25 protein-coding genes are annotated in these 21,439 nt (G+C 71.0%); 11 read left to right on the forward strand and 14 right to left on the reverse strand.

Annotation, left to right across the window (positions count from 1 at the left end; translation table 11 throughout):
• Nucleotides 1-26: 26 nt before the first annotated feature.
• The 4 genes from arfB to BLQ61_RS10355 all read right to left on the reverse strand — a co-directional run bounded on the left by arfB (nucleotide 27) and on the right by BLQ61_RS10355 (nucleotide 2,220).
• Nucleotides 27-449, reverse strand: a complete 423-nt coding sequence (arfB, locus tag BLQ61_RS10340) for an alternative ribosome rescue aminoacyl-tRNA hydrolase ArfB (protein WP_091569604.1) — start codon at nucleotides 447-449, stop codon at nucleotides 27-29.
• Complete coding sequence (locus tag BLQ61_RS10345; protein ID WP_245703964.1) at nucleotides 446-1,324, reverse strand: alpha/beta fold hydrolase; 879 nt, start codon at nucleotides 1,322-1,324, stop codon at nucleotides 446-448. Before BLQ61_RS10345 ends, arfB begins: the two co-directional genes overlap by 4 nt.
• Nucleotides 1,318-1,767: a type II 3-dehydroquinate dehydratase gene (gene aroQ, locus BLQ61_RS10350; RefSeq protein ID WP_091569607.1), complete on the reverse strand. Its 450-nt coding sequence runs from the start codon at nucleotides 1,765-1,767 to the stop codon at nucleotides 1,318-1,320. Before aroQ ends, BLQ61_RS10345 begins: the two co-directional genes overlap by 7 nt.
• A 108-nt stretch (nucleotides 1,768-1,875) precedes the next feature.
• Entirely contained in the window at nucleotides 1,876-2,220 is a 345-nt protein-coding gene (locus BLQ61_RS10355) for a hypothetical protein (protein WP_091569610.1), read from the reverse strand.
• A 181-nt stretch (nucleotides 2,221-2,401) separates the two neighbouring features.
• On the opposite strand from BLQ61_RS10355, the gene BLQ61_RS10360 reads away from it, so the two are divergent.
• Nucleotides 2,402-4,198 carry a glutamine--tRNA ligase/YqeY domain fusion protein gene (locus BLQ61_RS10360; protein WP_091569612.1) on the forward strand — a complete coding sequence of 599 codons (1,797 nt, stop codon included), beginning with the start codon at nucleotides 2,402-2,404 and terminating at the stop codon, nucleotides 4,196-4,198.
• A 162-nt stretch (nucleotides 4,199-4,360) separates the two neighbouring features.
• Nucleotides 4,361-5,218 (forward strand): DUF4377 domain-containing protein, encoded by an 858-nt coding sequence (locus BLQ61_RS10365; protein ID WP_091569615.1) that lies wholly within the window; start codon nucleotides 4,361-4,363, stop codon nucleotides 5,216-5,218.
• 86 nt (nucleotides 5,219-5,304) lie between these two features.
• Here the strand turns inward: BLQ61_RS10365 and BLQ61_RS10370 are convergent, their stop codons facing one another.
• Nucleotides 5,305-6,708, reverse strand: coding sequence for an aspartate ammonia-lyase (locus BLQ61_RS10370; protein ID WP_091569617.1), 1,404 nt, complete (start codon nucleotides 6,706-6,708; stop codon nucleotides 5,305-5,307).
• Nucleotides 6,709-7,102: 394 nt separating this feature from the next.
• On the opposite strand from BLQ61_RS10370, the gene BLQ61_RS10375 reads away from it, so the two are divergent.
• Entirely contained in the window at nucleotides 7,103-7,741 is a 639-nt protein-coding gene (locus tag BLQ61_RS10375) for a pseudouridine synthase (protein ID WP_091569620.1), read from the forward strand.
• Nucleotides 7,742-7,763: 22 nt separating this feature from the next.
• Here the strand turns inward: BLQ61_RS10375 and BLQ61_RS10380 are convergent, their stop codons facing one another.
• From BLQ61_RS10380 to BLQ61_RS10390, 3 genes are read right to left on the reverse strand one after another with little or no spacing between them, the layout of a single operon-like run.
• Nucleotides 7,764-7,961: a YgaP family membrane protein gene (locus tag BLQ61_RS10380; RefSeq protein WP_091569623.1), complete on the reverse strand. Its 198-nt coding sequence runs from the start codon at nucleotides 7,959-7,961 to the stop codon at nucleotides 7,764-7,766.
• A 42-nt stretch (nucleotides 7,962-8,003) separates the two neighbouring features.
• Nucleotides 8,004-8,546: a rhodanese family protein gene (locus BLQ61_RS10385; RefSeq protein WP_091569626.1), complete on the reverse strand. Its 543-nt coding sequence runs from the start codon at nucleotides 8,544-8,546 to the stop codon at nucleotides 8,004-8,006.
• Nucleotides 8,547-8,575: 29 nt separating this feature from the next.
• Complete coding sequence (locus BLQ61_RS10390) at nucleotides 8,576-8,896, reverse strand: ArsR/SmtB family transcription factor (RefSeq protein ID WP_091569628.1); 321 nt, start codon at nucleotides 8,894-8,896, stop codon at nucleotides 8,576-8,578.
• Between the two features lie 122 nt (nucleotides 8,897-9,018).
• Between BLQ61_RS10390 and BLQ61_RS10395 the strand changes: the two genes are divergently transcribed.
• Nucleotides 9,019-9,369, forward strand: a complete 351-nt coding sequence (locus BLQ61_RS10395) for a carboxymuconolactone decarboxylase family protein (RefSeq protein ID WP_091569631.1) — start codon at nucleotides 9,019-9,021, stop codon at nucleotides 9,367-9,369.
• A gap of 34 nt (nucleotides 9,370-9,403) precedes the next feature.
• Here BLQ61_RS10395 and rarD read toward each other — a convergent pair whose 3' ends face one another.
• A complete protein-coding gene (rarD, locus tag BLQ61_RS10400) occupies nucleotides 9,404-10,282 on the reverse strand; it encodes an EamA family transporter RarD (protein WP_091569633.1) in 879 nt (292 codons plus the stop codon).
• Nucleotides 10,283-10,596: 314 nt separating this feature from the next.
• Here rarD and BLQ61_RS10405 point away from each other — a divergent pair, with 314 nt between their 5' ends.
• Nucleotides 10,597-11,028, forward strand: a complete 432-nt coding sequence (locus BLQ61_RS10405; protein ID WP_091569636.1) for a thermonuclease family protein — start codon at nucleotides 10,597-10,599, stop codon at nucleotides 11,026-11,028.
• A 35-nt stretch (nucleotides 11,029-11,063) separates the two neighbouring features.
• Nucleotides 11,064-12,365, forward strand: coding sequence for an MFS transporter (locus BLQ61_RS10410; protein WP_425415618.1), 1,302 nt, complete (start codon nucleotides 11,064-11,066; stop codon nucleotides 12,363-12,365).
• 165 nt (nucleotides 12,366-12,530) lie between these two features.
• Here the strand turns inward: BLQ61_RS10410 and BLQ61_RS10415 are convergent, their stop codons facing one another.
• From BLQ61_RS10415 to BLQ61_RS10425, 3 genes are all read right to left on the reverse strand, one after another.
• Nucleotides 12,531-13,538 (reverse strand): diaminopimelate dehydrogenase, encoded by a 1,008-nt coding sequence (locus BLQ61_RS10415; RefSeq protein ID WP_091569641.1) that lies wholly within the window; start codon nucleotides 13,536-13,538, stop codon nucleotides 12,531-12,533.
• A 130-nt stretch (nucleotides 13,539-13,668) separates the two neighbouring features.
• Nucleotides 13,669-14,598 (reverse strand): DHH family phosphoesterase, encoded by a 930-nt coding sequence (locus tag BLQ61_RS10420; protein ID WP_091569643.1) that lies wholly within the window; start codon nucleotides 14,596-14,598, stop codon nucleotides 13,669-13,671.
• A gap of 243 nt (nucleotides 14,599-14,841) precedes the next feature.
• Nucleotides 14,842-15,114, reverse strand: a complete 273-nt coding sequence (locus BLQ61_RS10425) for a hypothetical protein (RefSeq protein ID WP_091569646.1) — start codon at nucleotides 15,112-15,114, stop codon at nucleotides 14,842-14,844.
• 203 nt (nucleotides 15,115-15,317) lie between these two features.
• On the opposite strand from BLQ61_RS10425, the gene BLQ61_RS10430 reads away from it, so the two are divergent.
• The 5 genes from BLQ61_RS10430 to BLQ61_RS10450 all read left to right on the forward strand — a co-directional run bounded on the left by BLQ61_RS10430 (nucleotide 15,318) and on the right by BLQ61_RS10450 (nucleotide 19,310).
• Nucleotides 15,318-15,611 (forward strand): hypothetical protein, encoded by a 294-nt coding sequence (locus tag BLQ61_RS10430; protein WP_091569886.1) that lies wholly within the window; start codon nucleotides 15,318-15,320, stop codon nucleotides 15,609-15,611.
• Nucleotides 15,612-16,397, forward strand: coding sequence for a pseudouridine synthase (locus BLQ61_RS10435; RefSeq protein WP_091569649.1), 786 nt, complete (start codon nucleotides 15,612-15,614; stop codon nucleotides 16,395-16,397).
• Between the two features lie 258 nt (nucleotides 16,398-16,655).
• The gene (locus tag BLQ61_RS10440) at nucleotides 16,656-17,228 is read left to right on the forward strand and encodes an MgtC/SapB family protein (RefSeq protein ID WP_091569653.1); all 573 of its coding nucleotides are present in this window, start codon (nucleotides 16,656-16,658) and stop codon (nucleotides 17,226-17,228) included.
• Entirely contained in the window at nucleotides 17,225-17,473 is a 249-nt protein-coding gene (locus BLQ61_RS10445) for a hypothetical protein (protein WP_091569656.1), read from the forward strand. Before BLQ61_RS10440 ends, BLQ61_RS10445 begins: the two co-directional genes overlap by 4 nt.
• A gap of 31 nt (nucleotides 17,474-17,504) precedes the next feature.
• A complete protein-coding gene (locus tag BLQ61_RS10450; protein ID WP_245703966.1) occupies nucleotides 17,505-19,310 on the forward strand; it encodes a hypothetical protein in 1,806 nt (601 codons plus the stop codon).
• A gap of 21 nt (nucleotides 19,311-19,331) precedes the next feature.
• On the opposite strand, the gene ylqF is transcribed toward BLQ61_RS10450, so the two are convergent.
• On the reverse strand, nucleotides 19,332-20,282 hold the full coding sequence (gene ylqF, locus BLQ61_RS10455) for a ribosome biogenesis GTPase YlqF (protein WP_091569661.1): 951 nt from the start codon (nucleotides 20,280-20,282) through the stop codon (nucleotides 19,332-19,334).
• 69 nt (nucleotides 20,283-20,351) lie between these two features.
• Nucleotides 20,352-21,257: a LysR family transcriptional regulator gene (locus BLQ61_RS10460; protein WP_175488268.1), complete on the reverse strand. Its 906-nt coding sequence runs from the start codon at nucleotides 21,255-21,257 to the stop codon at nucleotides 20,352-20,354.
• Nucleotides 21,258-21,439: the final 182 nt, after the last annotated feature.

Here is a 21,439-nt window from a genome sequence, read left to right on the forward strand (position 1 = left end):
TTTGAGCTGAAAACCGGCCAGGGCGCTCAAAAACTGCCCGGCCCGGGCCGCCCGCGCTGCGCCTTGACCTCTGCACGCCGGCTCTTGGCCTGCAGCCGGCGCTGCCTGGAGGCCAGCGTCGGCCGGGTGGCGCGGCGCACGCGCGGGGCGGTGGCCACGCTGTCCACCAGCGCCTGCAGGCGCTGCAGCGCGTCCTGGCGGTTCGCCTCCTGGGTGCGGTACTGCTGCGCCTTGAGCACCAGCACGCCGTCCCGGGTGATGCGCCCGTCGCGCAGTGCCAGCAGGCGCTCCTTCACGTCGGGCGGCAGCGACGAGGCCGCGATGCCAAAGCGCAGGTGCACGGCGCTGGCGACCTTGTTCACGTTCTGCCCGCCGGCTCCTTGCGCGCGCACCGCGCTGCACTCGACCTCGCCCGGATCGACCAGCACCGAGCGGGCGCCGGCCGTCATGGCGCGGGAACCCTACCGGCGCGCAGCGCGGCCAGCAGCGCCTGGTGGAAGGCTTGTGGGCGCTCGAACTGCACCCAGTGGCCGGCATCCTCGATCAGCGCCAGGCCGCGGAAGTCGGGCGCGGCTCGGGCGTAGGCGTCCTGCAGCGCGGTGATCCAGCTGCGGTACAGCGCATCGCCCCGGCCGTAGATGGCGTGCACCGGGCATGGCACGTGCGGCAGCGCGCGCGCCAGGGCATCGGTGTGCGCCAGGCGCCGGCGCGGCATGCGGTCGCGGTGCATGTTCTCCAGGTGCAGCGCCAGCGCCAGGCCGCCCTCGGCGTCGATCAGCGCCGGGTCGGCCAGCATCAGCGCGGCCAGGTTGAAGCGGTGCGCCACCTCCTGCTCGGCTGCCGGGAGATGCCGCCAGGCGCGCAGCTCGAACTGCCGCGCCGGCACCACACCCATCGCCGGCGCGCCTACCAGCACCAGCTGGCGCGCCAGCTGCGGGTGCACCGCCAGCAGCAGCCCGGCGGTGAGGCCGCCGAAGGAAAAACCGACCAGGTCGCAGGCCACATCGCCGAAAAGCTGCCCCATTGCCCGCGCCAGCGGCGCAACCAGTGCGTCGGCGTCCGAGCCGGCGGGCGGCGTGGCGGAGTCGCCAAAGCCCGGCAGGTCCACCGCCCAGACGCTGCGCCCGGCCGCCACCAGCGCGTCGATGTTGCGCACCCAGTGCGTCCAGCTGCCACTGCCGCCGTGCAGCAGCACCAGCGGCACCGGGTCCTGAGCGGTCGGCCCGCCCCAGGCATGCCAGACCATGTCGCCGCCCGGACCGGGCACCGCCACACGCCGCGCCTGGGCGCGCAAGTGCGCCACCAGGGGCGATTCGGTCACCACTGCGCCACCCCGTCGATGGCCAGCGCATAGCCCTGCACGCCAAAGCCGCACAGCACCGCGCGGGCGGCGGCCGACAGATAGGAATGGTGGCGGAAGGATTCGCGTGCGTGCACGTTGCTGATGTGCAACTCGACCAGCGGCACACCGGTGCCCTTGACCGCATCCAGCAGCGCCACGCTGGTGTGGGTGTAGGCGCCGGCGTTCAGGACCAGCCCGGCCAGCGCCCCCTGGCCGTGCAGGCGTCCGGCCTCGTGGATCCAGTCCACCAGCTCGCCCTCGTGGTTGCTCTGGCGAAACACCAGCCCCAGGCCATGGCGCTCGCAGGCCTGATGGCACAGCGCCTCGACGTCGGCCAGGGTGTGCGCGCCATAGATCTGCGGCTCGCGCGTGCCGAGCAGGTTCAGGTTGGGGCCGTTGAGGACAAAAACGGTCTTGTGGGTCATGGCGGGGGTAAAAGGACGTGTGACGAGGTCAAGGCCGCCGATTATCCGGGCGCCACAAGCACCACGGCCCGCGCGAGCGGGCCGTCAAAGGAAGCGGCAGGCGCAGCGTCAGCGCCAGTCGCGCCCGCCGTAGCGATGGTGATGATGGTGGTAATAGCCGCCACCGTAGTACGGCCGCGGCGCCACGTACACCGGCGCCGGCGGGCGGTAGTAGACCGGCGGCGGCGCGTAGTACACCGGCGCCGGCGGACGGTAATACACCGGCGGGGGCGGCGTGTAGTACACCGGCGCCGGCGGGGTGTAGTAGCCAGGCGCGGAAGCGCCGACCACCACGCCGGGCACGCCCACGCCGATCGACCATTGCACATCGCTGCGCGCCTGCGCCGCACCAGCGCCGGCCAGCAACGCCAGCGCCACGCCGGCCGAGGTGATCCAGGTACGGGTTGCAATCATGAGAACTCTCCTATAGCGGCGGCAATCCAGGCCGCGCAGTGGGTCCAGGGACCAGTGGCTGTGTTCACCACAACGCTCGAAGTAGCTGAACGGATGGCAGGAGTGTGCAGGTTTGTTGTTTCGGAACGTACGGCCCGGCGTCACCAGGCGTAACCAGGCGGCCATCCTAGAATCGCCTCCCATGAGCACCCCCGCCGAAAAAGAACCCGTCAAACCCAGCAATTTCCTGCGCCAGATCATCGAATCGGACCTGGACCGCGGCACCCATGCCGGCCTCCACTGGGGCGGCGCCCCAGGCGACGCGGCGCACCACGCGCAGGGCAGCGTGGACCCGGCGCGCATCCGCACGCGCTTCCCGCCCGAGCCCAACGGCTACCTGCACGTCGGCCATGCCAAGAGTATCTGCGTGAACTTCGGCTTGGCGCGCGACTATGGCGGCACCTGCCACCTGCGCTTCGACGACACCAATCCGGAGAAGGAAGACCAGGAGTTTGTGGACGGCATCATCGACGCCGTGCACTGGCTGGGCTTCGACTGGAAGGATGCCGACGGCCGCGAGAACCTGTATTGGGCCAGCAACTACTTCGACTTCATGTACCGCGCCGCCGAGTACCTGATCGAGCAGGGCCTGGCCTACGTGGACGAGCAGACGCCCGAGGAGATGCGCGCCAGCCGCGGCGACTTCACCCGCCCAGGAACCAACAGCCCCTACCGCGACCGCGCCGTGGCCGAGAACCTGGCGCGCTTTCGCGCGATGCGAGACGGCGAGCTGCCCGATGGCGCCGCCGTGCTGCGCGCGAAGATCGACATGGCCTCGCCCAACATCAACCTGCGCGACCCGGCCATCTATCGCATCAAGCATGCCGAGCACCACAACACCGGCAGCCAGTGGTGCATCTATCCGATGTACGCCTACGCGCATCCCATCGAGGACGCGCTGGAGCACATCACGCACTCCATCTGCACGCTGGAGTTCGAGGACCAGCGCCCGTTCTACGACTGGGTGCTGGACCGGCTGAGGGAGGGCGGCCTGATCGCCCCGCCGCAGCCGCGCCAGTACGAGTTCGCCCGGTTGAACCTGACCTACGTCGTCACCAGCAAGCGCAAGCTCAAGCACCTGGTGGACAGCGGCACCCTCACCGGCTGGGACGACCCGCGCATGCCCACGATCGTCGGCCTGCGCCGGCGCGGCTTCACGCCCGAGGCGATCCGTGACTTCTGCGAGCGCATCGGCATCACCAAGGACTACGCCTGGATCGACTACGCGCTGCTCGAAGCCTGCCTGCGCGACGACCTGGAGGGCCGCGCACACCGCGCCATGGTGGTGCTGGACCCGGTCAAGCTGGAGCTGACCAACTGGGCCGAGGTCTTCGGCAGTGCCGAGCACCTGGAAGACTGCACCCTGCCCGCCCTGCCCCACGCGGCCGACGGCGCCGCCGCGCCCGAGCGCCGCTTCACCCTGGGGCGCGAGGTGTGGATCGAGCGCGAGGACTTCGCCGAGGTGCCGCCCAAGGGCTACAAGCGCCTGTTCCCCGGCAACCGCGTCCGCCTCAAGGGCGGCTACGTCATCGAGTGCACCGGCTGCGAGAAGGATGCCGAGGGCCATGTGACGCGCGTGCTGGCCAGCGTCGTGCCCGACACCAAGAGCGGCACGCCCGGCGCCGACAGCGTCAAGGTCAAGGCGGCCATCACCTGGGTCGGCGCGGCGGATGCGCTGCAGGCCGAGGTGCGGCTGTATGACCGCCTGTTCACCGACCCGCAGCCGGACGCCGGCGGCAAGGACTACCTGGCGCTGCTGAACCCGGACAGCCTGAAGGTGGTCAACGCCTATGTCGAGCCGTCGTTGGCGGGGGCGCAGCCGGACGACAAGTTCCAGTTCGAGCGCTTCGGCTACTTCGTCGCCGACCGCGTGGAGCACACGGCGCAGCGCCCGGTGTTCAACCGCATCACCGGGCTGAAGGATTCCTGGGGCAAGTAAGCTGCTCGTCCTCCGCCGCCGCGCTTCCTCCGTGCGGCGGTGCTTCATGGGCCGCCTGCAGCGCGGCCCGTGCCCGATAAAGCGCTGGCTTCCTACTCCTGCCTGGCCCATGCCCGGCTACGCTCGCGCGTTTCTCACATTCCCCTTCACACAGGAGATTCCATGCGTGCGACGACCGCGTACAAGACCCTTTCCACCCTGGCGCTGGCGGCCCTGATGGCGGCCTGTGCCAGCGGCCCCGCGCCGTCCAGCCAGTCGCCGGTCCAGCCCGGCCAGGTGGCCACCACCCCGGCGTCCATGCCCGCAACTCCGCTGACCTCCAGCCAGCCTCCCAGCATCGCGGCCTTCGACTGGGAGCTGGTATCCATGGCCGACCGCCAGGGCAATGCCGACACGCGCTGGCGCATCCCCGGCCAGCGCGCTCCGCGCCTGCACTTCGAGGGCGGGCGCCTGACGGTGCACAACCTGTGCAACGTGGTCAGCAGCGGCTACCAGATCCAGGGCAGCACCATGCTGCTGCTGCCCGGCGCCGCCACCAAGCGCGCCTGCGCCAACCAGCAACTGACGGAGCTGGAGCAGAACATGGCGCTTTACCTGAGCGCGCCTGCCACCTACGAGCTGCGCGGCAACGCCGGCGGCCCGCCGCTGCTGGTACTGCACTTCGGCGACGGCACGCGCTGGGAGATGACCGGCACGGCCACGCCGCAGTCGCGCTACGGTGGCCCGGGCGAGCGGGTGTTTTTGGAAGTGGGGCCGCAGCGCGTGTCCTGCAGCCACCCCTTGATGCCTGGCGCGCAGTGCCTGCAGATACGCGAGGTGCGCTACGGCGACAACGGCGTGCGCCAGAGTACCGGCCAGTGGCAGCCCCTGCAGGGCGAGATCGAGGGCTTCGAATTCCAGCCCGGCATGCGCCAGGTGCTGCGCCTGCACCGTTTCACGCTGCGCCCGCCATTGCCGGCTGACGCAGCTCCCCACGCCTACGTGTTGGACACGGTGATCGAGTCCGAGCAGGTGCGCTGAACGCGCCAAGAATAAAGGGCTGAAGGCCAAAACAGCCTTCAGCCCTTTATTTATATAGGCGCTTAGCTCCTTTTTTTATAGCAAACTCAATGGGACGCGCTCAGCGCCCCGGCCTGCGTCAGGCGCTCGGCCACCAGCAGCTTGGCCATGTCGGCCTGGCTCATGATGCCCAGGTCTTCGGCCACCTGGGCGATGGGCTTGCCGCTGGCGATTGCCGCCTTGGCGATCGCCGCCGCCTTCTCGTAGCCGATCAGCGGGTTCAGCGCCGTCACCAGCGTCACCGACGAGGCGATGCGCTGGGTCAGCAGATCCTGGTTGGCGACGATGCCTTCGACGCAGTGGACCTGCAGCGTGTGACAGGCGCGGCTCAGGTGGTGCAGGCTCTTGTGCAGCGCCCAGGCGATCAGCGGCTCGAAGGCGTTGAGCTGCAGCTGCCCGGCCTCGCAGGCCATGGTGATGGCGGCGTCGTTGCCGATGACCTCGAAGCACACCTGGTTCATGACTTCCGGGATCACCGGGTTGACCTTGCCGGGCATGATGGACGAGCCGGCCTGGCGCGCCGGCAGCTGGATGTCGCCCACGCCGGCCTGCGGGCCCGAGGACAGCAGGCGCAGGTCGTTGCTGATCTTGGACAGCTTGGCGGCGATGCGCTTGAGCACACCGGAGATGTCGACAAAGGCGCCGGTGTCCGAGGTGGCGGCGATCAGGTTGCCGGCGGCCTTCACGGGCACGCCCGACAGCTCGGCCAGCTTCGGCGTGACCACGTCCACGTAGCCCACGGGCGCGTTGATGCCGGTGCCGATGGCCGTGCCGCCCATGTTGATCTCGCACATCAGGTAGGCCGACTCGCGCAGGCGGCGCTCGTCGTCGGCAATCATGGCGGCGAAGGCCTCGAACTCCTGGCCCAGCGTCATGGGCACGGCGTCCTGCAGCTGGGTGCGGCCGACTTTCAAAATCTTGGCGAACTCGCGCGCCTTGGCTTCGAAGGCGCCGCGCAGCGCGGCCAGGGACGACAGCAACGTCTGGATGCCGAAATACGTGGCGATCTTGACGGCGGTCGGATAGGTGTCGTTGGTGCTTTGCGAGGCGTTGACGTGGTCGTTCGGGTGGATCACGTCGTAGCGGCCCTTGTCCAGGCCCAGGTGCTCCAGGGCGCGGTTGGCGATGACCTCGTTGGCGTTCATGTTGGTCGAGGTGCCGGCGCCGCCCTGGATCACGTCGACGGCGAACTGCTCGTGCAGCTGCCCGGCGATCAGGTCGTCGCAGGCGCGCGAGATGGCATCCGCCTGGCGCTGGTCAATGGCGCCCAACTGCAGGTTGGCGTGCGCCGCGGCCTTCTTGACGAAGGCGAAGGCCCGGACCAGCTCGGGCATCTGGGCCACGCTGTGGCCGGTGATGGGGAAGTTCTCCACGGCGCGGGCCGTGTGCACGCCCCAGTAGGCGTCGGGAGGAATGGTCTTGATGCCGAGGAAGTCTTTTTCTTGGCGCATGGTGGTCGGAAGGAAAGAAAACAAGAAGGAAAAAAGGAATGTGGCTGGCACGAACGGCTGCACCGCCGCGGGCGGACGCCGGATCGTGCGGCCGGTGCGGCAACCGCTGCCGGCCGGGTGGCCATGGGACCGGCGCGCACCTTGTGGGCAGCGCATGTACCACGGCCCGGCGGCGCGCAGGCACGCCGGTGCCAAACGTGGCAATGCCCTGTCGGCGAGTCGCGCGGATGGCGCGGCGCCGCACAGGGCATGGCGGTGGATTATGACCCAATGCGCGGAGCGCGCATGGCTTCATCCCCAAACCGCATAACCCGCCCAGGCGGCGCATCCAGGCTGCGGCTTTCCTACACTGCGCACCGGGCGTTCGTGCTCCCTTTGCCTTCGCCCCCACATCATGCCCTCCGCCCCGCCGCCCCTTTTGCCCCCTGCCTCCACGCTCTCCGGCCGGCGCCTGCTGCGCTTCTACAAGCCCTACGGCGTGCTCAGCCAGTTCACCGCCGAGGGCCGCTGGCGTGGCCTGAAGGATTTCATCGACGTGCCGGGTGTGTATGTGGCCGGCCGGCTGGATGCCGACAGCGAGGGCCTGCTGCTGCTGACCAACGACGGGCAGTTGCAGGCGCTCATCAGCGATCCGCGGCACAAGATGCCCAAGACCTACTGGGTGCAGATCGAGGGTGTGCCGGATGATGCGGCGCTGGCGCGCCTGCGCGCCGGCGTGCTGCTGAACGACGGCCCCACCCTGCCCGCCCAGGCGCGCCTGCTGGACACGGCGCCGCCGCTGGCGCCGCGCGAGCCGCCGATCCGCGTGCGCCAGAGCGTGCCCGACAGCTGGATCGAGCTGGTCATCCGCGAGGGGCGCAACCGCCAGGTGCGGCGCATGACCGCCGCCGTCGGCCACCCCACGCTGCGCCTGGTGCGCGCGGCGGTCGGGCCCTACGCGCTGCAGGGCCTGGCGCCAGGCACCTGGGACGACGTGCCGCCGCCCGAGGGATACCGCAGGCGCCCCGCGCCACCCAAGGCGCGCAGGATCTGACCGCGGGCACGGCGGCGCCGGTTCAGCGCGGCTTGCGCAGCCCGCAGGTGTTCATGCCCAGCAGGCCATAGGCCGGGCAGAAGCGGAACATTCCCGTGAGCAGGGGCACCACGCCCAGCCAGCCCCACCAACCCACGGTGCCGGTTGCGGCCAGGGCGATCAGTACCAGTCCGAACACGACGCGCAGGATGCGGTCGATGCCGCCTACGTTGAATTGCATGGTGTTTTCTCCCTCGACGGTTGGATGAACGAATGTGGCCCGTCAGGCCGCGGCAGCCCTGCGGTTCCAGGGCATCCTCAGCAGCAGGCGCGCCATGCCGCAAAAGCCCGACACGCCTGCAAACACCAGCCCGCAGCCGACAAACGCCGGCAGCAGCAAAAACCAGGGCGACAGCCCGGCGCCCAGCGCCGTGCCCAGGGCCACCAGCGTCCCGGCGGTGATCTGCACCTGACGCTGCAACTCCAGCGGTTGCGCGGCGTCGCGCAGCACCGGCAGGCCGGCGCGCTTCCAACCGTCCAGCCCACCCTCCAGCACATACGCCGGGCACGGCGCGCAGCCGGCCAGCCAGGCCGCGTATTGCGCGGTGCGCTGGCCCGAGCGGCAGTGGAAGACCACCGCCGGCGCGCCGGCCAGCAGGCTGCCGGCATCCGGTGCCTGGGCGCGCAGGCGGTCCAGCGGCAGGCTGCGCGCGCCGGCGATGCGCTCGCGCGCATGCTCGTCGGGGCCGCGCACGTCGACGAGCACGGCGCCCCGGGTGTCGATCAGGTGGCGCGCGGCCAGGGCGTCCAGGGGTTGCAGGGTCATGGCGGGTCGGTGCTTTCAGGGCAGAAGGGTCACGGACAGAAGATGTCCTTGAGCGTGGCCACCAGGGTGGCCACGTGCGGGTGGTCGATGCGGTAGTACAGCGTCTGCGCCTCGCGGCGGAAGGCCACCAAGCCTTCGTCGCGCATGCGCGAGAGGTGCTGCGACAGCGCCGAGGGGCTGAGCGCCACGAACTCGTTCAGCGCGCCCACGCTCATCTCGCCATGCTCGATCAACAGGCACAGCACCAGCAGGCGGTTCGGGTTGCCCACCGCCTGCAGCAGCGCGGCCGCCTGCGTGGCGCTGCGCTGCAACTGGGCAAAGCTGTCGGATGGAGCGTGGGAGTCGTTCATGGCGTGCTCGGGATTGTAATTCAGTAATTTCTAAATTAGACTTCGCTAAACAAAGCGCCCGTTTACCGCGTGGCCTTTGTTCTCATCGTCTGTTCCACCGGCATTTTCCAGGGAGTGTTTCCATGACCGTCGCCTCGTACCAGCAACTCACCCAGACCATCTCCGGCAACCTCGCGCCGCTGCGCAAGAGCGTGCCGGGTGTGATGGCCGGCTTTCACGAGATGGGCAAGGCCGCCATCGCCGACGGCGCGCTGGACGCAAAGACCAAGGAGCTGATCGCCCTGGCGGTCGGCGTGGCCGCGCGCTGCGAGGGCTGCATCGGCTTTCACACCAAGGCCCTGGCGCGCCTGGGCGCCACGCAGGCGGAGGTGCACGAGGCGCTGGGCGTGGCGATCTACATGGGCGGCGGTCCGGTGGCGATGTATGCCGCCAGCGCCGTGCAGGCGTTCGACGAGTTCAAGCCGGCGGCCTGACGGGTCGCCGCCTGCGCCGGGCAGCGCCTGTTCGTCAGGCGCGCGCCTGGCGCAGGCGCAGCCCTCCGTCCAGCACCAGCAGCGCCACGGCGGCGAAGATCGGGCCGTAGGTCGCCCACTGCGTATGGTCAATGCTCTCGCCCAGCACCAGCGCCACCAGCGCCAGCAGCACCGGTTCGACATAGCTCAGCAGACCGAACAGCGTCAGCGGCAGCCAGCGGGCGGACATCATGTACAGCGCCAGCGCCACCGCGCTGACCAGGCCCATCAGCGGCACCATCGCCCACAGGTGCGGGCTGCCCGTCACCAGCGGCAGCGACGACGGTGCACGCAGCACGAACCACAGCGCCGCCGGCAGCAGTAGCAGCATGTCCAGCCAGTGCCCGCCCAGGCTGTCGCTGCGCAGCCAGCGGCGCCAGACGAAATAGACCGTGTAGCCCACCGAGACCAGCCAGGTCTCCCACGACAGTCCGCCCGAATGCAGTACCTCGTGCGCCACGCCGGCCGCGGCCAGCAGGGTCGCCACCCACTGCAGCCGCGTCAGGCGCTCGCCATACAGCACCCGCCCGGTCAGCACCATCATCAGCGGCAGCAGAAAGTAGCCCAGCGACACCGGCAGCGCCCGCCCGTGCAGCGGCGCCCACAGGAAGAGCCACAGCTGCACTCCCAGCATCGCCGCGCTGGCCAGCAGGCCCAGCGCCAGCCATGGCGCGCGCCGCATGCGCAGCAGCAGCAGGCGCACGCGCGCGCCCTGGCGCAGGCCGAGCAGCAGCGCGGTGGTGAAGGGCAGCGTGCTGAGCACGCGCCAGCCGAAGATCTGCTCACCGTCCAGCGGCACGAGAAACGGCGCCATGAAATACATGGCGCCAAACAGCACGGATGCGGCGACGGACGCCGCCAGGCCTTTGAACACGAAAGCAACCGGAAAGGATAAGAGGAAGGGAAAGCAAAGCGGCAGGAAGGCGCGGCCCCTGCGCGGTCCTGGATTGTCCGCCATGCGCTGCGCACGGCTGCGGGCGCAGTGCATTGGCGTTGGCCTTGGTGGTGGTGGCGTTGACGGCGGCAGCGGTGGCGTCAGGGCGCCTCGCAGCATGTGGTCGCTCCGGGCGCGTTCTCAGGCATGCGCCGCCGGGGCCATGCAGCCGTGCATCGGCATCACCGCCCTGCTTCCACCCGCCGTCCGGGCGGACATCTTCTATATTCGCCGCTTTTATCCCTGTCCCGCCCATGCCTGCCGCCGTCCTGCTGTGTTTGGTCATCGCCGTCGGCGATGGCGACTCGCTGTCGGCGCGCTGCGACGCCAGCCAGCGGCCGCTGCAGGTGCGCCTTGCCACCATCGACGCCCCCGAGCTGCGCCAGGCCTTTGGCCAGGCAGCGCGCAGCGGCCTGCAGGGCCTGTGCCTGCACCAGCGCGCGCAGATGCACACCCTGGGGCACGACGCCTACGGCCGCACGCTGGCCCATGTGCGCTGCCGTGGCCAGGACGCGGCGGCTGCGCAGGTGGGCGCCGGCCTGGCCTGGGTACCGTCGCGGCAGGCTGCCAGCCAGCCGCAGCTGTACCGGCTGCAGCAGCAGGCGCGCGCCAGCGGTGCCGGCCTGTGGGCGCAAAGGCGTCCGATGCCGCCATGGGACTATCGGCGCCGCCACGGGCAGCCCTGAAGGCCGGGCGCTAGCATCGCGCCTTCTCGCCCTGCCTGCCCGCCGCCGTGGATTCCTCGCCTCCCCCTTCGTCCCCTTCCTCCGCATCGCCCGCTGCCGCGCCGCCGGGCACCAGCACCAGCGTCTATCGCCACGGTGGCTTCCTGTCGTTCCTGACGGCGCGCCTGGTGGCGGTCATCGCCACCCAGGTGCAGGCGGTGGTAGTGGCTTGGCAGGTCTATGACCTGACGCGCCAGCCGCTGGCGCTGGCCTGGGTCGGGCTGGCGCAGTTCTTGCCGATGCTGGTGCTGTTGCTGCCGGCCGGCGATCTGATCGACCGCGTCTCGCGCAAGCCCATCCTGGCGTGCAGCTGGGCCTTGGGTGCGGTGTGCAGCGCACTGCTGTGGTGGTTGTCGGGGCATGGCCACGCGGGGGTGAACGGCATCTACGCGGTGCTGGTGCTGTTCGGCTGCTCGCGCGCGTTCTCCGGCCCGGCGCTGCAAAGCCTGCTGCCGCAGATCGTGCCGCGCGCGCAACTGGCGCAGGCCGTGGCGGCCAACAGCATGCTGATGCGCGGTGCCGCCATCGGGGGGCCATTCGTTGGCGGCGTGCTGTATGCGCTGGGCGGCGGCGAGCTGACCTATGCGCTGTGCGCCGTGTGCTTCGCCCTGGGCACGCTGCTGCTGGCGCGGGTGGCGGTGGCCTACGCCGCGCCGCGGCCGCAGCACCCGGCGCCGATGTGGCAGCGCTTCGGCGCGGGCATCGGCTTCATCCGCTCGCGTCCGATCGTGCTGGGCACCATCTCGCTGGACCTGTTCGCCGTGCTGCTGGGCGGTGTGGTGGCGCTGCTGCCGATCTACGCACAGGAGGTGCTGCACGTCGGCCCGCAGGGCCTGGGCGCGCTGCGCAGCGCCATGGCCATCGGCGAGGTGGGCGCCGGGCTGTACCTGAGCCTGCGACCCTTCGACCGGCACGTGGGGCGCACCATGTTCGCGGCGGTGGCGGTGTTCGGCGTGGCCAACCTGGTGTTCTCGCTGTCCACGCTGTTCTGGCTGTCGTTCGCGGCGCTGCTGGTGGCGGGGGCGGCGGACATGGTCAGCGTCTACATCCGCGGCGCGCTGGTGCAGTTCTCGACGCCCGACGAGATGCGCGGGCGGGTGAACGCGGTGAACATGCTGTTCATCGGCTCGTCCAACGAGCTGGGCGAGTTCCGCGCGGGGACCAGCGCTGCGTGGCTGGGGGCGGTGCCGGCGGCGGTGCTGGGCAGTGTGTGCACGCTGGCGGTGGTGGCGGGGTGGATGGCGTGGTTCCGGCCGCTGCGGGAGGTGGATCGGTTCGAGGATGCGACGGGGGGGTAGTTTTTTTGATAGCTGCTCGGCCTTTATTGATATGGGCTTGGGGCTGTTTTGATTAGTGTTCTGGTTTTGAGTGTGGGGGCCGGGACTCGCCCCGGCAATCAAAGCCAAAACAACAATCAAAACAGCCTCAAGCCCATATAAACAAAGGGCCGGAAGCTATCGAAACTACAGCAAATCCGCCCGCAACTCCTGCGCACTGCGGGGCGACAGCAGCCCCGGCGCCACGTCGAACACCGTCTTGCACCCGTACTGCCGCGCCACCCGCATGCGGTGCACCGCCCGCGCATACGCCACCAGCACACTGGCGGTGAACTCTGGGTTGCTGTCCAGCTGCAGCCGGTACTCGACGACCTGCGACACGCCGTCGCTGGTGCTGCCGCTGCGGATGACGAAGCCGCCATGCGGCATCGCCGTGTGGTCGCGCGCCAGTTCCTCGGCGCTGATGAAGTGCACCGTGGTGTCGTACTGGTCAAAGTAGTGCGGCATCTCGACGATGCTGCGGCGCACGGCGTCGGCGTCGGCGCCTTCGGCCAGGACCACATGGCACTCGCGGCGGTGCTTCTGGCGCGTGGTCAGATCAGGCCGGGTGCCGCTGCGCACCTGCTCGACGGCCTCGTCGACAGGAATGGTGTACTGCACGCCGCCGGCCACACCGGGCACGCGGCGGATGGCGTCGGAATGGCCCTGGCTCAGGCCCTTGCCCCAGAAGGTGTAGGTCACGCCATCGGGCAGCAGCGCCTCGCCCATCAGGCGGTTCAGCGAGAACATGCCCGGGTCCCAGCCGGCCGAGATCAGCGCCGTGGTCTGGCCGCCCTGGGCGGCGGCATCGACGGCGGCGAAGTGCTCGGGGATGCGGGCATGGGTGTCGAAGCTGTCCACCAGGCTGAACTGCGCCGCCAGCTGCGGGCTTTGCACGGGCAGGTCGTCCTTGGAGCCGCCGCACAGGATCAGCACGTCCACGCGGTCCTGGTGCTGCGCCAGCGCGTCCATGCGGTGCACGGGCGTGCCGGCGTGCAGCGGCTGCAGCTGCGCCGGGTCGCGCCGGGTGTAGATGCCGACGACCTGCAGGTCGGGGTTCTTGGCGATGGCCGCCTCGACGCCCCGGCCCAGGTTGCCGTAGCCGACGATGCCGATGCGGATCGGGGAAGTGCTGCTGCTGTGTGCTTGTGCCATTGGAGGGTGGTGCCGCTGCCCGGGGGCAGCAGGAAAGAGTGAAACGAAAAAAGAAAACTGCTTGGCCCGGGTCCATCACCAGCCCGACCGCGCAGACAAAAAAATCATAGCTGCATGCCGGCAGCGCGGTTCAGCAGGCCTGGAAGCTGCCCGACAGCAACTCAGGCAGGCGCGCCGCGTCCATACGAAAGCCGCAGGCCTGGGCATGCCCGCCGCCGCCCATGCTGACGGCCAGCGGCGAGCAGTCGTAGCCGCGCTGCGAGCGCAGACCGACCTTGACCTGGCCCTCGCTGCCCACGGCCCACATCAGCGCGAAGCTGCCGCTCTCGCGCGACAGCAGCTCGCCCACCAAGCTATGGAAGGCGCCGGGCGCGTTCACCATCAGCCCGGCCTCGCCGTTGAACACCAGCGGCCGCGCGCCGCGCGCCACGTCCTGCGCCAGGTGGCGAAACTTCTCGTCCATGGCCTGGCCGCGCGCCACGAAGGCCTGCACCTGGGTGGCGTCGAAATCGGCGATGGCGCTCCAGCGGTCGAAGTCGAAAGGCTCCATGTCCAGCGCGGCGACGAAGCCGGCGGTCTCGGGGTGCTGCCAGCGCCACAGGTCGCGGTCCTCGACGAAGCGCACCAAGTCGGGCGGCGGCACATCGGGGAAGAAATAGTCCCAGGCCAGCCGCGCGCCGGACTTGTCCATGTCGAAATGCACCGCGCCGCAGCGGCACTCGAAGCCGGCCAGCTGTGCGGCGGCGCTTTTGTGGTGATCCAGCAACAGCAGCCGCGCGGCCTGGGCGTCGATCTGCGCCAGCAGGTCGGGCGCAAAGGCGAAGTCCAGCACATACACCTGGCGCCCCGTCAGCGGCGGCAGGTCCTGCAGGCCCGACACCTGGCCATGCGACAGGCCGATGCACTCCACCGCCCCGCCATAGAAGCGCCACGCCGCCAGCGCGGCGCCAAAGCCGTCGGCGCAGCGGCCGTGGTACAGCACCAGCGGCTGAGGATCGTCAACGGAAGGGGGGGCCAGCAGGGACAGCGGCAGCAGGGTGGAGCGTGGGGACAGCGTCATGCGCGCGGATTGTGCTGCAGCCCTGGCAGCCCGCGCCGCCGTGGGTGAACGCGGCAATGCGCCCGGCTCCTACAGCCGGTTACACGTCCCGCTCCGAAGATGGCCGGGCCGGTGCACTGCGCGACGGCCCATGACCAGCAGGATCACGATGCGCCATGCCTTCCCATCCAATACTCTGCAGACACCTGCCGGCGCCCGCCGCCGCGCCTTGCGACGACGGGCGGCATTGCAAGCGACCGGCGTTCAGGGCGTCACCACGATGCGGCTGCGCGGCCTGGCCTGCGGCTCGCGCGTCCACTTGCGCAGCCCGTCGCGCCCGGCGGCCGAGCGCGCCAGCAGCGCCCCGCCCACCACCGCGTGCAGCACCGATCGGGTACGCGAGGAGGTGAGGAAGGCACAGGCGATCAGCCCCACCCCCGTCAGCAGGGCGATCTCGTGCTCGAACGGGGCGCTTTCGCGGGCATCGTCGTAGGCGATGACATCCCGCACGGTTTCACGCACATCGGAGGTGTTCATGTCAGAGCTTCCTTTGATTCAGGTGCAGGCCGCGCACCGCGCGCGGCCCGGGGCTGCAAGCCCGGCCCCTGACCGTAGGACCGCGCTCGGCAGCCCCGCGCCATCGGTCAGGCACTGGCGTTGTAGGAATGCCGCGCACTCTTTCATGACTGGATGCATATCCAGTTACCATCCACTCCCATCCTGATTTGGAGGCTTTCATCATGGGAATCGACCAGATCGCCATGGCCTTGCTCGGCGCCTGTGCCGCGTGGCTGTCGCAGGCCCGCACGGTGCGCGCGCGCCGCTGGGCCTGTGTCCTGGGGCTGCTGGGCCAGCCCTTTTGGTTCTACGTCTTCTGGTCTACGCAGCAGTGGGGCCTGCTGGTCGTCGCCGGGCTGTACTTGTGCGCCTGGCTGCGCGGGCTGTGGGTGTACTGGCTGGCGCCGCAGCCCGAGGGCGAGGTGCAAGGCTCGCGCCTGGGCACCATCCAGCTGACGCCGGGCAGCGGCCTGTAAGTGGCAGCGCACGCGCCGCTGCCGCTGCTGTGGCAGGACGAGCACCTGGTGGCTGTGGCCAAGCCCGCTGGCTGGCTGGTGCACCGCACCGGCCTGGACGCGGGCGAGACGCGCTTCGTGCTGCAGGCGCTGCGCGACCAGCTGGGCCGCCATCTCTATCCCGTGCACCGGCTGGACAAGGGCACCTGCGGCGTGCTGGTGATGGCGCTGCACCCGGCGGCGGCGCGCGCGCTGTCCGAGTCCTTCGCCACGCAGGCGGTGGCCAAGCGCTACCTGGCGCTGGTGCGCGGCTGGGCTGCGCCACTGGTCGAGGTGGACCACCCCTTGCGCCCCGACGACGCACCGCCCGATGCTCCGGTGCAGGACGCGCGCACCCGCCTGCGCTGCCTGGCACGGCTGGAGCTGCCGGCGGCCAGCGACGCGCACTTCGCCACCACCCGCGCCTCGCTGGTGCAGGCCGAGCCCGCCACCGGCCGGCGCCACCAGATCCGCCGCCACCTCAAGCATGTCGCCCATCCCATCATCGGCGACGCCACCCACGGCAAGGGGCCGCTGAACCGCTGGTGGGCGCACCAGTTGGGCCAGGCCCGGCTGTGGCTGCATGCCTGGCAGCTGCAGCTGCCGCATCCTGTCGACGGCCGACTGCTAACGCTGGACAGCGGCCTGCGCTGGCCGCCGGACGGCGCTGCACCGGCGCATGTGCAGGACTGGCAGCAAATCCTGAGCCTGCCATGGCAACCCACCGCCAGCGCGAACCCAACCGCGGGCCCCGCCATTTCTGCCTGATCTGCGAGGCGCGCCCGCGCACGGCCTTCAACTATCAAAATAATAGCTGCAGGCCCTTGTATATCATGGGCTGGAGGCATTTTTCTGCCACATCACCGGCGCCTGCCTGCGTGCGCCCCGTCCTACCCATGAATCCGGCCAGGACTGCCGGCACCGGCGCGCATCCGTGGCGAGACTGCGCCGCATGCCGTCAACCGCATCCATCGTCCGCCACATGCGGCGCTTCTTCCCGGCCGCCCGCCGCGCCGGCCGACAGACATGAGCAGCTGGTGGGACCAAGCCCTGGCCACCGCCAGCCAGGAATTCGCCAGCACCACCGACCCGGAGCTGGTCACGCGCGTCGTGCTGCGCCTGGGCGTGGCGGCGGTGCTGGGCGGCCTGCTGGGCTGGGAGCGCGAGCGCGCCGGCAAGGCCGCAGGGCTGCGTACGCACATGCTGGTGTCGATGGGCGCGGCGCTGTTCGTGCTGGCCGCCGAGCAGGCGGGCATCGAACCGGCCGACAACAGCCGGGTGCTGCAGGGCGTGACCGCCGGCGTGGGCTTCCTGGGTGCGGGCACCATCCTCAAGCGCGAGGACCCGGACACCGTCAAGGGTCTGACCACCGCCGCCGGCATCTGGTTCACCGCCGCCATCGGCACCGCCGCCGGGCTGGGCCAGGAAGGCATGGCCCTGCTCAGCGGCCTGATGGGGCTGGTTGTGCTGTGGGCCATACCGCTGGCCCACCAGACGCTGGCGCCTGGCCATACCCCCAGCCCGGCGGCGGCACCGATCCGGCACGATCGCCAAGACCCACCCTTCCTGCCACCCTCTTCACCACCCGCCGACCCATGAGCCAGCACGACACCACGCCTGCCCCGCGCCACGCCACCGTCCACGGCCACGTGACCTACCGCGTGGGCGACGGCCCGGACCTGCCCATCCCTGAAGGCCGGGTCGAGCTGCTGCCAGCACCCGACAGCGTCACGCTGAGCTGGACCGCCGCCAACGGCGCCGCCGGCCGCGCCGCGTTGCCGCGTTCGCAGTACGAGCAGTACGTGCAGCGCGGCGGCATCGTCCCGGACGACGGCCCGCATTGACCGCCCGGCGCGGGCTACCATGCCCGCAGCCATGCCTCAACCCACCGTTCCACCCGCCAGCAGCCCCCCGCGCCCGCCCGACGCCGCGCAGCTGCGGCGCCTGCTGCAGCTGGCGCTGCCCGACAAGGGCCACGGCAAGGCCGCCGGGTGGTGGCAGCAAACCGACTTCCTGCTGACCCGCAGCCATGTGGACGCGGATGGCGACGTGTTCCTGGATGGGGTGTTCCTCAGCATCTGGAAACGCTGGGACTTCTGGCTGGCGCTGCCGGGCAGCGCGCCGCGCGCGCCGGACGAGGGCTGGCTGGCGCGCGCCAGCGCCTGGGCGCGGTCGGTACGTATGCCAGCAGCGGCGCAGGGCGTGGTGCGCCAGTACCGTGCCTGCGACCCGCACGGCGAGCCTGGCGCTTGGCAGCTGCTGGACGCCGCCAGAGCGCCCGCCGCTTGGGCGGCCTTTTCGCGGGCCTGGGAAGCGCTGCTGGCGTATTGGGACGCCGCGGAAGACGAGCGCCGCCAGGGCCGGCCGGCGCGCGCCGCCCTGCACGCCGCACTGCAGCCCACGCACATTGCTGCGCTGGTGGCGCTGCCGCTGTTCACCGAGCAATACAACGACTGGAGCGACCCGGACCGAGCCGGACTGTGGCTGGGCGATGTCTGGGCAGGCGCGCACGCCGGCGGCGTGCAGGGCGGCGCGCGCCACCCGGCCGCGCTCAAGCTGAGCTGGCGCAACGGCCAGGAGATGCCCGGCGACCCCGAGGACGACGCCCACGCCAGCTACCAGATCGAGGTGCTGCCGCCCGGCGCGCCGCCGCCGGCCGGCACCGCGCACCCGCCAGGGCTGGCCGTCAGCTACCGTCAGCGCCAGGGCGACGCGCGCCAGCCGCTGCCGGCGCACGCGGTGGCGCACCTGCGGCGGCTGGCGCAGCTGTTCCTGCAGGTGCAGGCCGCGCTGCTGGCGCTCGATGCGCGCGCGCGCCGCCAGGACGACGAGGTGCTCCTGGACCGCACCCCCGCCCCGGCGCTGGCCCGGCTGCCCCCCTACGCCGCACCGCAGTCCGACGCCGAGGCGCTGGGCGCGGGCGTGCTGGCGCTGTCGCACGCCTGGCAGGACGCCGCGCGCGCCCATGCCGCCGCCCTGCGCGCCCGGTGGGAAACCGATGCCGCGTCAGATACCTCTGCCCCGGCGCGCGACGCCCGCGCGCGCCAGGCTGGCGCCGTGCTGCGGCTGATGCGGCAGGCGCAGCAGCTGGGCGATGCCGGACTGTCCGAGCGCCTGCACCACCGCTTCGCCTTCGCGCCCACGGTGTTCGCGGCGCACGCCGCGCAGCATGGTCAGGCGGTGGCGGCGCTGGCCTGGCAGCCAGACGGCGGGCTGCGCGCCTGGGTGCGCGCGCCGCAGGGCCCGCGCTGCTGGCAGCTGCCCGCCGGCGGCTGGCAGGTCTGGCCTGACGGCGCTGCCTCAGGCCATTCACCAGGCGGCGCTGGCGGCCTCGTTCCGGCGCACGACGGGGCTGGCCCTGCGATCCTTTCCACCCCCGAGCCGAGCCCGGCCCGGGTGTGGCTGCACGGCGTGGATATCGGAGGCGATGTGAACGGGGACCTGCACGGTGTGTCCGAGGATGGCGCGCCGCTGTGGCGCCACCACTTGGGCGGGGCCATCGTGTGCCTGAGGCCGGCGCCGCACGACTCCGACCTGCTGGCCGTGGGCACGGCCGCCGGCTACCTGGTGCTGCTGCGCAAGGGCGCCGCGCCGCTGGCGCACCAGCCCGCTACCTCGCGCTGGCACGAACTGCGCCGCGTGCTGTTCTGGGACGACTTGCCAGCGCCGCTGGTCTGGTGACGCGGCCGGCGCGCGCCAGCGTCAGTCGCCCTGGTTGCGCGCACGGCGCTCGTCGCGCTTCTTCTGCTCGGCGCGGCGCTCGACGCGCTCGGCCTCGCGCAGCTGCGCGGCCGCCGTCCAGGCGGCGTACTCGTCCACGGTCTCCAGCGTCATGCGGCCCATGGCGCCGGCGCGGAAGTCGGTCAACACGATCTCGGCGGCCTTCTGCAGGTTCAGGCGTCCGCCGCTCATCACCGCGCCGCGCTTGCGCGCGATGCGCTCGAGCAGTTCGTCGTCGTGCAGCGCGGCGATGTCGGCTGCCGCCATGCCCAGCTTGTAGCGCGCGTCCAGCAGCGGCGCGTAGTGCTGCCTGCAGTAGCCCAGCAGGGCCAGCGCCACCTCCTCCTCGTCGTAGGCGTTGCGGCCCACCGCGCCGCTGGCAGCCAGGCGCTCGCCGCTTTCGGGCACGACGATGCGCGGCCAGAGCATGCCGGGCGTATCCCACAGGTAGAAGTCGTCCTCCAGCACGATGCGCTGCTCCTGCCGGGTGACACCGGCCTCGTCGCCCGTCTTGGCCTCGCGCTTGGCCGACAGGGTGTTGATCAGCGTGGATTTGCCGACGTTGGGCACGCCGACGATCAGCACCCGCATCGGCCGGGCCATGCCGCGGCGGTTCGGCGCCAGCTGGCGGCAGCCTTCGATCAGCCGGCGCGCCGGCGCGCTGTCCGAGGCATCGAGCGCGATGGCGCGGGTGCCGGCGCGGGCGTTGTACCAGTCCAGCCAGGCAGGCGTGCGGCTCGCGTCGGCCAGGTCCTGCTTGTTCAGCACCTTCAGCGTCGGGCGGTTGCCGGTCAGCTCGGCCAGCAGCGGGTTGGCGCTGGAGGCCGGCAGGCGCGCGTCCAGCAGCTCGATGACCACGTCGATGTCCTTGATGCGCTGCGCTATGGCCTTGCGCGTCAGGTGCATGTGACCGGGGAACCACTGGATGGACATGGGGCGGGCTGCTTTCTCGTCGGGCGCGGGGGAAACGGGGCGCCAAGGATACCGCCCGCCACGGGCGCTTCAGGCGCCGGCGGCGCATTCGCGCACCAGCCAGTCGCGCAGCGCCACCACCAGCGGCGTGTGCGCGCGCGCCTCGGGGTACACCAGGTGGTAGGCGCCAGCGCTGGCCAGGGCCTGCGGCGCCAGCTGCACCAAGCTGCCGGCGGCCAGTTCCTGCTCGATCAGGAAGCGCGGCAGCAGCGCCGCGCCCAGGCCGCTGACCGCCGCCTGCGCCAGCATCGAGAAGTGCTCGCAGCGCGCGCCGCGCAGCGCCACCGTGGTGGCCACGCCGGCCTGCTCGAACCACTCGGACCACTGCGTCGGCCGAGTGCTTTGCTGCAGCAGCGCCACGCGCGTCAGATCGTGGGCGGTGGCGATGTCGTGTGCGGCGCGGAACGCCGGGCTGGCCACCGGCACCACCTCCTCGCGCATCAAGAAGCGGCACACCGCGCCCGGCCAGCTGGGCGCGCCGAAGTGGATCGCCGCGTCGAACGGCGTACCGGCGAAGTCGAAGGGCTCGGTGCGCGCCGCCAGGTTCACCGTCGCCTGCGGATGCAGCGCCAGGAACCTGGGCAGGCGCGGCACCAGCCAGCGCGTGCCCAGGGTGGGCAGCACCGCCAGGTTCAGCAGGCCGCCGGCGTGCGAGAAGGCCATGGCCTGTTGCGTGCTGGCCGACAGCTGCTGCAGCGCGACGCGCACGTCGGCGGCGTAGACCCGGCCGGCGTCGGTCAGCACGATGCGCTGGCGCACGCGGTGGAACAGCGCCATGCCCAGCTGGCGCTCGAGCTGGCGGATCTGGCGCGAGACGGCGCTCTGCGTCAGGTGCAGCTCCTGCGCGGCGCGCGAGATGCTGGCGTGGCGCGCCGCGGCCTCGAAGGCAAGCAGGTCGGAGATGGGCGGCAGGAAGGTCTTGCGCAGCAGGGTCATGCGGTCAGGGAATGAAGCGGGCCATGCGGGTTTTCCCGCTATCGGGCCACGGCCTTTGCTTGGAGCGGGCCAGGGGCCAATGGCGGCTGGAGTCGGCCACCGGCACTTCATTCTCTCCCGACATCAAGTCGTTCCGCTTTTTCGCTATTCACCGCGCCAGCGCGCGGTGATAGTGCGGCGAG

Source organism: Oryzisolibacter propanilivorax (genome assembly GCF_900103645.1).
GTDB classification, from domain to species: domain Bacteria; phylum Pseudomonadota; class Gammaproteobacteria; order Burkholderiales; family Burkholderiaceae_C; genus Melaminivora; species Melaminivora propanilivorax.